9 protein-coding genes are annotated in these 12,388 nt (G+C 47.4%); all 9 read right to left on the bottom strand.

Annotated features, from left to right (window positions below; all coding sequences use genetic code 11):
- Positions 1 to 7: 7 nt before the first annotated feature.
- Entirely contained in the window at positions 8 to 1,003 is a 996-nt protein-coding gene (locus LRL21_RS27380; RefSeq protein ID WP_338044685.1) for a glycoside hydrolase family 130 protein, read from the bottom strand.
- Between the two features lie 282 nt (positions 1,004 to 1,285).
- On the bottom strand, positions 1,286 to 2,143 hold the full coding sequence (locus LRL21_RS27375) for a protein phosphatase 2C domain-containing protein (protein ID WP_240418955.1): 858 nt from the start codon (positions 2,141 to 2,143) through the stop codon (positions 1,286 to 1,288).
- A gap of 55 nt (positions 2,144 to 2,198) precedes the next feature.
- Entirely contained in the window at positions 2,199 to 3,449 is a 1,251-nt protein-coding gene (locus tag LRL21_RS27370) for an extracellular solute-binding protein (protein ID WP_240418954.1), read from the bottom strand.
- Between the two features lie 138 nt (positions 3,450 to 3,587).
- Positions 3,588 to 5,255: an ABC transporter permease gene (locus LRL21_RS27365; RefSeq protein ID WP_240418953.1), complete on the bottom strand. Its 1,668-nt coding sequence runs from the start codon at positions 5,253 to 5,255 to the stop codon at positions 3,588 to 3,590.
- Entirely contained in the window at positions 5,242 to 6,342 is a 1,101-nt protein-coding gene (locus LRL21_RS27360) for an ABC transporter ATP-binding protein (RefSeq protein WP_240418952.1), read from the bottom strand. Before LRL21_RS27360 ends, LRL21_RS27365 begins: the two co-directional genes overlap by 14 nt.
- A 76-nt stretch (positions 6,343 to 6,418) precedes the next feature.
- The gene (locus LRL21_RS27355) at positions 6,419 to 7,480 is read right to left on the bottom strand and encodes an extracellular solute-binding protein (RefSeq protein WP_240418951.1); all 1,062 of its coding nucleotides are present in this window, start codon (positions 7,478 to 7,480) and stop codon (positions 6,419 to 6,421) included.
- A 215-nt stretch (positions 7,481 to 7,695) separates the two neighbouring features.
- Positions 7,696 to 8,763, bottom strand: a complete 1,068-nt coding sequence (locus LRL21_RS27350) for an ABC transporter substrate-binding protein (protein WP_076229110.1) — start codon at positions 8,761 to 8,763, stop codon at positions 7,696 to 7,698.
- A gap of 220 nt (positions 8,764 to 8,983) precedes the next feature.
- Positions 8,984 to 10,570: a response regulator transcription factor gene (locus tag LRL21_RS27345; protein WP_240418950.1), complete on the bottom strand. Its 1,587-nt coding sequence runs from the start codon at positions 10,568 to 10,570 to the stop codon at positions 8,984 to 8,986.
- On the bottom strand, positions 10,563 to 12,380 hold the full coding sequence (locus LRL21_RS27340; RefSeq protein WP_240418949.1) for a sensor histidine kinase: 1,818 nt from the start codon (positions 12,378 to 12,380) through the stop codon (positions 10,563 to 10,565). The genes LRL21_RS27345 and LRL21_RS27340 overlap by 8 nt, the downstream gene beginning before the upstream one ends.
- Positions 12,381 to 12,388 lie beyond the last annotated feature (8 nt).

Below are 12,388 nucleotides of genomic sequence, written 5' to 3'. Positions count from 1 at the left end.
AATCAGGTTACTTGGTTAAGCACATCTGGATTAAATCATCTACATGGGCAGTCGCCAAGCATTCCACCGTATCTGCCGCCCCATAATAGATTTTCACCTCACCATCGTCCTCCAATATCATTCCCCCGGGGAAAATGACATCGTTACGGAAGCCGCCATCCGTTTCGTAGCTCACTTCCGGAGCCAACAAGGGCTCTTGACACATACCGATGATCTTGTACGGATTGTCCAAATCCAACAGCATGATCCCGGCTGAATAACGTTTCTTCCAATACGGCTCCCATCCGTTTCGGCCACGGGAAGGATCTATGTCTACCGCATGAAACAGAGTCAGCCAACCTTTGGAGGTTTTTATCGGAGGCGCTGCCGGTCCAAGCTTATCATTGGCGTACGGTACCTGCTCCAAGCCCAACAGCAATTCCGTATTTCCCCAATATTTCAAATCAGGAGAATCGGAAATCCAAATATCAAAGCTGTCTTTGCCCCCTTTACCGTAGACGGGAAAAGGCCGCTCCAACCGTATATATTTGTCTCCGATTCGTTCAGGGAACAACACCATGTTGCGATTATCCGGTGCAGACATGCTTAGAACCTCAAAGCTTGAGAAATCGTCCGTAACGGCTACACCGCCACGTACACCATGCTTTGTATCAACAGCAAAACAAACATAACAGCGTCCATCAATAACGGTCAGACGCGGGTCATAAGTGCGAATAATCTCCTCGCTCTCCATGCCGAAGCAGGGCTTATCCTGCACATTCCAATGGATGCCATCCTGACTGTACGCAAGCCCCAAATTCGTCGTATGAATAGGCAGCAGCGTTTCATTCTCGATGTCGCCATAATCGTTGCGGAACATCATGACATACTGTCCTTCATATTTCGTAACACCCGCATTAAAAACTAGAGCTGGCTTATAAGGCACATCGCTTGCAGTCAGAACCGGATTATTCGGGTGACGCGTAATTATTGGACTGGATTTAAGATTTCCACTCATTGACATCGAAGATTTCCTCCATAATATACAATATTTCCAACCTTTTCGCTCCATTTTTTAATCACTCAGCAGCGAGCGGCTCGAATCCTCACACAGCCAGTGTAAACCATCCGTACTTATCCAACATCTATAAATCATTGAAAAACAGATACAATTTTTAGAAGTCCGGTAAATCAGTCTCACTGCGCGGTGAATTAACACAAAAAACTGCTGTCAAGAAACGAAGCTTCACAGCCCCGTATCCTGCAGCAGCAGAGAGTACAATGTTATTTTTCATGTAGGGAACGCTTATTCAAAATGAATCGATATCCCTGTCTTGTCATCGGATATTTTAAAACGCGGATACCTTTGGCAGTCCTTATCCTCCGACTCCAGTTTAAACAACCAATCCGCATAGGCGGTTAAAGAATCACTTTGAATCCGCGCAGTTAGCTGATGAATCATATCCTCTGGTTCTCTGCCGCTCTCCGTATGCGGGAACAATCCGTCCGTGACAAGCAGCAGCGACTTTAATTGGATTCGGTTTATTCTGCCATACTCAATAAAATCAGCCAGCTCCGGTTCACCGCTTAAAATTGAGTAACCTTCCATCGTGTTCATTTTCGATTTATTACCCAAAATGACCGGCTTCACCAGCTCCCACAGCTCCTCACGTTTGGAGATTCCGCGGCCAATGGCCTCTTCCCAGATCGCCTTGGATTGCTGATCGATATGAGCCACCTGATCACGGGAAACGGTACGGATCGTATCGTCATTATACACAGCTGCGATCATGCAGTCTCCTACCTGAGCGTAGTCCACATAATGGTCTGTAATACGAATGAGAGCCAATGCACTGGTCCATAATGCCGTCTTGTCTGAAAGCTGAATTCCGGCCTCAACCATTTTGTCACGCAATCGAATATTCGCCTGAATGACCAACTGCTTCAAATTGGTGTCTCTGACATCCTCCTCTGCCAATGATTCCAAATATTGTTTAATAATTTGTGAGGCCAGATAACCTCCGGTTTCGTTATTCGGACCGCGGTAAGGATGCAAGGAGGTAGCTCCGTCCAAAACTCCGAATAGCTGTAAAGGCTCATTGATAATCAGTGCATCCTCATTCCACTCCGTAGTCCCCTGCCGCGATAACATCTCCAGCTTCATGTTTCCCTTCCTCCTTCTCAACTCATCTGCATCTATATACGGCACGTATCCTGCTTTATTTTCCGTTATGGCTTCCATAAATCTCCTCTATTTTCTTAATCAGATTAACGTCCTTATTTTGCTCCAATTGTTCAACAAGGGTTGTCATGCTTACCCATCGTTCATAATCATCTGCTGAAGGCGGCTTCACTGCCAGCATGCGGGCCGAATCCAGAATCATTTTTTGCCGTTGACTCCATACATCCTCTTCCTGCAGCTTAACCAGCACATCCGATCGTGACGGAATGAGACCTTTGCTGCGCCATAATGATGCTTGTGTCTGCTCAAGAAGCAAATAAGCTATAAAGCTTTGGGCAGCCTGCACCTTGGCCGGAGCTGCTTGCATAAGAACCATGCCATGAATTTCGGGCACGATCCCCTGCTGTGCGAGGGTCGGTATGCGTCCTGCATCAAATTGAAACTTGCCTCCTATATATCTTTCCACAGTAGGCAGCATTTCGGAGGAGCTGAGGAAGACGCCGATTTTTCCATTAATGAAATCACTGGCAGCCCTCCGGTGAACAAGCGGCTTCATAATTCCTGAGCGATGAATCCAGCCACTCCATGCAGACAATGCTGAATATACGCGGCTGCTTTTAACAGAGGAATCCTTGTCACCAGCAGGATCAGATGTGAAGGAAAGATTATCGACAAACCAGGGCAGCTCGTTATCAATAGCCAGACCCCAGTGTCCATTGCCGCCGAGCTCGGAGCCTTCGGATAACGGCTGTTGGGCCGCTTGAACGAGCTGATCCCAGCTGGTAAAGGTCTTTTCCTGCGGATGCCTTAACAGCTCCTGACGGTAATAAATCAGCGGTAATCCGCCGCCGAACGGAACAGCCCAGTCGGTCCCTTCGTAATGAAAGGGAGCAGTGAATGTTGGATGCAGTTGGCTTCCACCCTCTATCAGGGCGTGTTCGACGGGAATAACCGCTTTGGTATCCACCAGCTGTGACAGACCATAATAGCTGTGCAGCTCGGCTAATTGCGGTGCCGCGTTAGCAGAAATCGAGGCTGTCAGCTCCGTAAATAACTGCTCGCTTGAACGAAAGTAACGTATATCTACATCTATATTAGGATGAAGCTGTTTGAATTCATTTACATACGTTTCCCAGCCTTCGCTGTACAGCCAGATCGAGATCGCTGTAGTACGGTCAGACTCGCTGTTCACACCGTTGGCTTGGTTCATATTCATGCTATAAAAAGCCCCAACCGTAAATATTAACAGAGCGGCTATGCCCCATAATGTCCATTGCTTTAAGCCCATATATCCTCCCGACAGGTCTGCGTCGCCATATCACTATTCCTATACTAACATTGCAGCAAGGCTTTTCCTATATAGCAGGGTGACGCGGCAGCCGACCGAGATTAAGAGAGGGACTTATCAAGCATCCTCCTTCAATGGTTACAGCTGCAGTCCCTTTTTACTCAGCTTGTTGGCAACTATCAAAGAGATCAGCGTCGTTATCGACAAAATCGAAGCAAGTGCTGCGCCCGTACCGTAGTTGGCCGTAAATACTTCGCTGTATATCGTAACCGAGATCGTCGCTGTAGAGCCGTAGTAGAGGACAATGGTGGAGCTTAACTCATTAATGGTCGTAATCCAGCTTAAAATCGCGCCGGACAGTACACCGGGACCCATTAAGCGCCCTGTTGTTTTGAAAAAGGTTTTCATCGGCGGTACTCCCAGACTGATAGAAGCCTCCTCCACACTGCGATCCAGTTGATATAAAATCGCCGTGCTCGAACGAATGGTATAGGGCAGCTTACGCACCACATAAGCAATGACCAGAATCACCCAAGTACCTGTCAGCACGACCGGCGGTTTATTGAACGCAATGATCATGCTGATCCCGAGCACCGTACCCGGCATAACATAAGGAATCATGATCAACCCGTCCAGCATCGCAGTCAGCTTCGATTTTCTCCGGACGAGTACGTAAGCAATCAGCATACCCATGACAACCATGATTACAATCGAGATCAATGAAAAGCTGTACGTATTCAAGATAGCTTTGGGCACACGAAACAATACTTCCTTGTAGCTATTCAAGCTGAAGCCTGGATGAAACACAGGACCCTTTGTTTTGATAAAGGAAGTGACAATAACCGTCGCTTGCGGAATAATCGATACACAAGCCACCAGCAAAGCTCCAGCAGTTAACAGCCATTTGGCAAGCGGCCTTAGCGTCTGAATTTTCGGTGTGCGCATCCCCGTCATGGTGTAATTTTTACGGGCGACAAAGAAGCGCTGCAGGAACAAAATACTTGTCGAGCATATGATCAGGATTACGCTGAGCGTACTGGCCATAGCCGGATTGCCGCCCATTTCACTAATAAATTGCTCGTAGGCCAGAATTGGCAATACTTTAAAGCCTTGCCCCAGCAGCATAGGTGTACCGAAGTCGGCAAAGGATGCCATGAACACCATCAGAGCTCCAGCCGATAACGTTGGAAATATCAGCGGCAGCGTAACCGTGCGAAGCCGATGAAAGCTGGAGCGTCCCAGACTTTCCGCAGCCTCCTCCAGTGAAGTATCGATCGTTTTGAGTGCACCGGATACATACAAATAGATATGCGGATAGAACTGAAGAGTAAAGACGAAGACAATTCCCTTCCAACCGTAAACTGAAGAGAACGGGATGCCAAGGTCATGCAGAAAACGGGTCAAAAAACCGTTGTTTCCGAGCATCAGAATCCAGGAATACGCACCAATAAAGGGAGGCGAAAGCAAGGACATAATGACCAGAATTTGAATCAGTCCTTTACATTTCACATTATAGCGTGCCGTCACATAGGCAAGTGGAACACCGAGCAGAATGGAAAACAAGGTGGCAAAGGCGGATACCTTCAAGCTGTTCCACAACGCTCCGTAAAAGTATTTCAGCTTCACGAAGTTTGCATAATTGTCCAGTGTGAGGCTACCCTCATCGTTATAAAAGCTGTTGAACAGCAAGGTAAATAAGGGATACACAATAAAGGCAAACAGAAATACATAGACAATCAAGGTGACCCAGGACCAGAAGTCCCATTTTTTAAATGAAAATAGTCGGCCCTTCTTAGTAGGTTGCACGATAAACGACCTCCTTGCCGCCTTTGTCGAACATCGTTGATTTTTCCAGCTGCAAATTCACCTGTACGGCTTGCTTCACCTTTCGCAGATGATGAGGCTCTACCGCATGCTCCTGCACGTCGATCACGGGCCCGTTCTGAAGGCGGACAAGGTAACTTACCTTTTCCCCCAAATACGTGACATTTTCAATCGTTCCCGGTATTAGCGGTAGTCCATGACCCGCTGTCTCCAAGCGGATGCGCTCCGGACGCAGCGACATAACAACCTTGCCTTCATACGATTTGGCAAGCGGCAGCTGATACGAGGCACCGAGTAAATCGATCTTTGCGAGCCCTGAGCTATCCATACCTCCATGACAATGAGCTTCGATAAAATTGGAGGTGCCGATAAAATTGGCTACGAACTGATTCGCGGGATATGCGTATATATCTTCCGGAGGAGCGATTTGCTGTATTTTCCCTTCACTCATAACTGCAATTCGATCGGATACGGCCAGTGCCTCCTCCTGATCATGGGTGACGTAAATCGTCGTGATATTCAATTCCTTTTGCAGCATGCGGATGTCCGATCTCATCTTGATTCGCAGCTTGGCATCCAGGTTGGACAACGGCTCATCCATCAGCAGTAAACCAGGACGAATGACGATGGCCCGAGCCAATGCAATCCGCTGCTGCTGACCGCCGCTCATATCGGAAGGAACACGATCACGCAAATGCTGAAGCTGTACCATCTCCAATGCTTCCATGACACGCTGTTCCGTTTCTTTCTTGTTCACTTTACGTGCTTTCAGTCCATAAGCGACGTTCTCGAAAACCGTCATATGCGGGAAAATCGCGTAATTTTGAAATACCATCCCAATGTTTCGCTCATGCGTAGGAATATCATTGATTTTGCGCTCACCGAAGTAAATATCCCCCTCTTCCTGACGATAAAAACCAGCTATCGTGCGCAGCAGGGTCGTTTTCCCGCATCCGCTTGGACCGAGCAGGGTGAAAAATTCACCTTCCTGGATGGTCAGATGAGCGTCATTGACTGCCTTGGAGTCGCCAAAATATTTGGTCACATGATCGAATACAATTTTTTGCATAGCTATAGCCCTCCATTATCTAAAAGAAAGGTGCCTCCACGTTCAAGCAAGGCACCGTTGATGGTTTAAAAATGTCTTATTCCTGCCCCGTTACGATTTTACCAAAACGTTTAATGTTGTCGTCTTTCTTGGTTGCCGCCCAGTCAAAGTCATAGTCAACCAGCTTGATATCCTTCGCTTCTGCAATGCCCTTCACCACTTCAGCATCCTTACGGACGGATCGGCGCTTGAATTCCTTTTGGATCAACGACTGTACATCCTTGCCTACCAGGAAATCAATAAATTGCTTCGCCTGCTCCATATTCTTGGCACCTTTGATTACTGCGGCGGCATCAGGGACAGCCGAGGTACCATCCGTAGGGTACATAATGCCTACCTGTGCACCACCCTCGACATAACGGAGAGCTGCATCCTCCAGCGTAACACCGATTGGAAATTCCTTATCTGCCACACCTTTATATACTAAAGCCGAGCCGGACAATACTTTGCCATCGAGGTTTTTAACAAACTTTTTAACGTAATCCCATCCGTTATCTTTGCCGTTCACTGTCAGCATCGTGACCAGCTGTGTATAGGAGGAACCGGATTTGGCCGGATCCGCGTAAGCAATTTTGCCTTTCCATTTCGGATCCAGCAGATCGTTCCAGCTCTTCGGCTCCTCCCCGACCTTCACCAGCTCTTTGTTATACATAAAAATCATCGGCAAGGCGGCAAACGGTGTCCAGACATTGCTTTTATTCAAATATTGCGGAGCGAGATTGTCGAATTCCTTAGTTTTATAAGGCTCGAAGTATTTATTGTAGGCCTCCAAGGAATCAGCACCTCCAGCCCAGAATACATCACCAAGCGGATTAGCCGCTTCAGCCTGCACACGCTTCAGCAAGTCTCCTGTACCACCGGAAATCAGCTGTACCTCAATGCCCGTACGATCCTGAAACTCTTTTAGAATCGGGTTGTTCACCTCGGCTCCATTAGGAGAATACAGATTCAGCTTGCCGCCCGCCTTGGAAGCTGTCGATGGAGACGCAGGCTGAGGCGCAGCTCCCTCCTTCGATTTCGGGGTTTCCGACGTTCCACAGCCCGCCAAAGTTCCTACAAGCAACAGTGAGGCAAGAACACTTGTAAACATTTTTCTCATTGTGTATCCTCCAGTTAGTAAAAGCAGATTTGATTTCTACTTCATACTATAATGTCAGATATACTAACTTTAAATGAGATAAAATTTCTAAATTGTTTAAATTATTGTCGAAACGTCCATGAATATAAATGTTTCGACCTTTATCAGTCATGATTCTATAGTCTTTCAGAAGAAAGTTTCATTAAATGTTATATACATGTTAACTATAATAACTGTTATTCCTGTCCAGTAACAATTTTACCAAAACGTTTAATGTTGTCGTCTTTCTTGGTTGCCGCCCAGTCAAAATCATAATCGACGAGCTTGATATCCTTGGCCTCAGCAATTCCCTTCACAGCTTCTGCATCTTTACGGACAGAACGGCGTTTAAATTCTTTTTGAATCAGCGCTTGTACATCCTTGCCTACCAGAAAGTCGATAAATTGCTTGGCTTGCTCCATATTTTTGGCGCCTTTGATCACCGCTGCGCCATCAGGTACCGACGAGGTGCCTTCAACCGGATAAATGATTCCGACCTTGGCTCCACCTTCAACATACCGCAGCGCCGCTTCCTCCAGAGTCACACCGAGTGCAAACTCCTTATCCGCTACACCTTTGTACACAAGACCAGAGCCGGATAACACTTTTCCATCCAGGTTGGTCACAAATTTCTTAATAAAGCCCCAGCCGTTGTCTTTCCCGTTTGCTGTAAGCATCGTAATAAGCTGTGTGTAGGAGGAGCCGGATTTGGCCGGATCGGCAAATGCAATTTTGCCCTTCCATTTCGGATCTGTCAGATCCGTCCAGCCCTTCGGTTCCTCGCCAGCTTTCACCAATTCCTTGTTGTACATAATGATCATCGGCAAGGCTGCAAACGGTGTCCACACATTCGTTTTATCCACATATTGCGGGGATAAATTATCGAATTCCTTCGTTTTGTACGGTTCAAAATATTTCTTGTAGGCTTCCAGCGAATCCGCACCGCCTGCCCAGAATACATCCCCGAGTGGATTAGCCGCTTCTGCCTGAACACGTTTCAGCAAATCTCCCGTGCCTCCGGCAATCAGTTGGACTTCAATTCCTGTACGGTCCTGAAATTCCTTGACGATCGGGTTGTTAACCTCTGCTGCATTGGGTGAATACAACGTCAGCTTACCGCCTGTTTTGGCAGCTGGCTGCTGTGCGGCAGGTTGAGGCGCTGCTCCCTCGGCCGGTTTGGCACTTGGTGTTTCCGTTGTGCCACAGCCCGCTAATGAACCGACCAAAAGCAGTGATGCCAAAATACTGGTTACCATTTTTCTCATTGTGTATGACCCCCTATTAGTTTGAAAGCGTTTTACTTCTAGTACTACTATATCCACTGATGAAAGTGCTTTCAATGTGATGAAATTGCTCAGTTGTTGAAATTTTTGACCACTTCATTCGCCGTACAACCGCTCTTTCCGTCTAGCATTCCCCTTAAAAAACACAAAAAAACGCAAAAAACCGGCCCAAGGGCCGGACGTAGCCTATATAGGACCGTTATTACAACGGTAAACTCTCAATCCCAAGCCGCTTGCGGAACTCTGTCGGTGTTTCTCCGGTATATTTACGAAAAATTTGACTGAAGTAACGTGAATCCTGGTAGCCTACCTGAACGGAAACCTCGTATATTTTCAATCTCGGATTCGTTAGCAGCTCTTTCGCATGCCGCATCCGAATCTGGGTTATATATTCCAGAAAGCTGGTACCCACCTGTTTTTTAAACAATCGGCTAAAATAGCTTTCACTCATATGATGGCGTTCTGCGATGCTCTGAAGGGTAATATCTTCGGCATAATGAGCTTGAATGAAAGCTTCAATTTCCTCGAAGCCGCTTTTCTTATGAGTATCCGACTGCTCGGTATATTTGCGGTTCCATTCGAATAATGAAGTATTCAGCCGTTCCAGTGACAATTCCAGCGTCTCCTCCACCCGCTCAGCCGAAGCCAGCGAAAAGCTGCTGTCCAGTACGATGCCACGAAGCTCTGAATCTCGCAGCAGCAGCGAATACAGTGTCACTGTATATTCAAAAAAACGCCTTCTGGCTTCCAAACCATCCGTATGACGATGAATGAGCTGGCTATACCAGAGCTCTGTCATTTCCTTGATGGATGCAGGGTTTCCCCATTTGACCAGATCGATCAGTTCCTCCAGCCTCGTATAATTAGCACGAAGAGGATCCTGCTGCCGGTCCATATCCTCAAACCAGATCATTCGCTCCTGACCGACAAATACTGTTTGATATAAGGCGCTCATCGCCTGTTGATAAGCAGTCGGAAGCTGATCGATACCGATACAGAGCTCGCTTGCGCCCAGTACATGGCTTTTTGCAATCAAGGGAAGGAGCGGAGACAACTGATCCAGCATTTCGGTTAGCGGGGCACGGTCTATAATTCGGTTAACGACTAAGGCATAACGGTTTTCGTGTATTCTCACCGCAGGCAAGGTCGACAGCACGGCCATTTGCTCTTTAACCCCCTGCTTCAGCTGTTCTCCAGTCGCCCCGCTCGTATGCAAACTATCAAGCTGCAGCAGTATTACCCGATAGGAGGAAAATTCCTCCGATGAGGATCCCCCATACTCCAACAGCCACTCCTTCTCCATCGTTCCGGCATAATCCAGCAGCAAATCATAAAGCATTTTCTCCAAAATCAGCGGATGCTCCCAGCTGTAGCGCAGCTCCATACGTTCCTGCAGCGATTGCTGCTGCTTCTCCTCATCCAGCTTGGAGGTGATGCGCCCGATGACACGAATCAGTTCCTCTGCATTGGTTGGTTTAAGCACGAAGTCAGCAGCTCCCAGCTTTACTGCTTTTTGGGCATAAGTAAAATCATCAAATCCCGTAAGAAACACGATTTTCATTTTGGGCCACAGCAGGGCTGCTTTTTCCGCTAATTGAATCCCGTCCATCGCTGGCATTCGAATGTCCGTTAATAATATATCGGGCTGCTCCTGCTGTATAACCTCCAGACCCGTCACCCCGTCACTTGCTTCACCGATAATCGAGCAATGCATGTCCTCCCACGGAATCGTCAGCTTCAATCCTTGCAGAACAAGCCATTCATCCTCGACAATGACCACTTTATACATGACGATCCTCCCCTGCTGTGCGCATTACAGGAATTTCAATAATGACCCTGGTCCCCTGCAATGCCTTACTTTCGATGTCAAAACGATAGTTGGAATGGAAATAAAGCTCCAGCCGTCGCTTCAGATTATGAAGTCCGATTCCCGTATTATGCTCATCACTGGATTCGAACTTGCCGTGTAGAAGCAGCTCCACCGTTTCCGGTGGTATACCTACTCCATCGTCGCTCACTTCAAGGCGAACACGCTCGCCCACACGTGAACCATGAATCCGAAGATGCCCCTTGCCCGGCTTAAGCTCAAGCCCATGGGTAATCGCATTCTCCACCAGCGGCTGAATGAGCAGCTTCAGGGTATACAGCGCTTCAATGTCTTGAACGATAATTAATTCCGCTTCCAGCTTTTCGCCGTAGCGCATTTTTTGAATGACCAAATAATTACGAATCTGCTGCATATCCTCTTGTACCTGAATGAAGGGCTGTCCCTTGCGTATACTGAACCGCAGCAGCTCGCCAAGTGAAACCACGGTCTGACTAATATCGTTGATCTTGTGAATACGAGCCATCCAATTAATCGAATCCAGTGCATTATACAAAAAATGCGGGTTAAATTGAGCCTGAATCGCCTTGATTTCAGCCTCCTGCACCATCAGCTGCTTGGTATACACCTCATCGATCAGCTGTTTGATCCGCTGCACCATCTTGTTAAAGCTGATTCCGAGCTGTCCGACTTCATCTCTGTACCTGGACCGAAAGGAGACCTCCATATTGCCATTCTCCACCAGATGCATCAGGGACCTCAGCTTCCGGAGTGGATGGGTAATGGTGACAGATAGCACATAAGCCAGCCAGCATGAGACAACACCAAGCATAATGACTATAAAATACGTCAGATTGCGGATGCTGCTGCTCTCCTTGGTCAGAACAGCTACAGGAACGACACTAACCATCTTGAATCCGGTAATTTCTGAAGTATCATAAATGACCATGGTTGCAGGAGCATTCTTGCTGTCCAGCTCAAAAAAACCTTTGTTGCCGGCAAGCACATTTTCCAGATAAGGCTCGTTCAGCTTCGTCCCGACGATATGCTTGGATGGACTGCTGGAAATTACGTAGCCGTTGCGATCCAGCAGTAGCATTTGTCCACCGGGCTGGAGCTGAGCCTTATTGTATTTGTCCGCCAGGGCGTCCTCCATAATATCGACGACCATGTAACCAAGCGGCTGGCTCGTCTCGATCTTTTTTAACAGTCTGCCGCTGCTGAGTACAATACCAAAATCCTCGAGCTTTTTCATGCTATAGTGCGTATCCCAAATGATATTGCCGCCCGCCAGCCGCATCTTGCGAAACAATCCCCAATTTACATTGTAATCATCATATTGGTTCGGCAATAACTTCCCCGTAAAATAGCGGTCTCCATTAGAACCAAGCAAATATATCGCAATATTCCAGCTTTTAAAGCCCAGGAACGTGTCCAGAATATCGTTGATCCGTTTCTCGTCCTGATGCTTTTCCACCAACGAACGCCCACCGTCTTTGGAGAGCACATCCTGAATTTCACGGTTGCTGTAAATGTACATGGTAAGCTGCTCGATATCTTTGACAAAATAGTTGAGGCTGTAATTGACCTGGGATAAGCTTTCCAAAATTGTCTGGCACACTTGCTTTTGAACGACCTGCGAGGATTTATAGTAGGAGAAGGTTCCCAGAATAGATAACGGGATAATGGAAAGCGGAAGTATCAGCAGAATCAGCTTCTGTTGGAGACTTGTTCCGAGCAGGTAGTTCTGTATCCGGTTCAGCACTTGTGCCATCTCGCACC

This window comes from Paenibacillus periandrae, from assembly GCF_022458865.1.
Lineage (GTDB): Bacteria > Bacillota > Bacilli > Paenibacillales > NBRC-103111 > Paenibacillus_S > Paenibacillus_S periandrae.
Note: the sequence above shows the minus strand (reverse complement) of the source record. Positions and strands in the feature narration are given on the sequence as shown.

Excerpts from the sequence above, each read along its gene's own strand:
- LRL21_RS27345 (WP_240418950.1), bottom strand. The coding sequence starts at position 10,570 with ATGTATAAAGTGGTCATTGTCGAGGATGAATGGCTTGTTCTGCAAGGA.
- LRL21_RS27340 (WP_240418949.1), bottom strand. The coding sequence starts at position 12,380 with ATGGCACAAGTGCTGAACCGGATACAGAACTACCTGCTCGGAACAAGT.
- LRL21_RS27350 (WP_076229110.1), bottom strand. The coding sequence starts at position 8,763 with ATGAGAAAAATGGTAACCAGTATTTTGGCATCACTGCTTTTGGTCGGT.
- LRL21_RS27360 (WP_240418952.1), bottom strand. The coding sequence starts at position 6,342 with ATGCAAAAAATTGTATTCGATCATGTGACCAAATATTTTGGCGACTCC.
- LRL21_RS27355 (WP_240418951.1), bottom strand. The coding sequence starts at position 7,480 with ATGAGAAAAATGTTTACAAGTGTTCTTGCCTCACTGTTGCTTGTAGGA.
- LRL21_RS27380 (WP_338044685.1), bottom strand. The coding sequence starts at position 1,003 with ATGTCAATGAGTGGAAATCTTAAATCCAGTCCAATAATTACGCGTCAC.
- LRL21_RS27370 (WP_240418954.1), bottom strand. The coding sequence starts at position 3,449 with ATGGGCTTAAAGCAATGGACATTATGGGGCATAGCCGCTCTGTTAATA.
- LRL21_RS27375 (WP_240418955.1), bottom strand. The coding sequence starts at position 2,143 with ATGAAGCTGGAGATGTTATCGCGGCAGGGGACTACGGAGTGGAATGAG.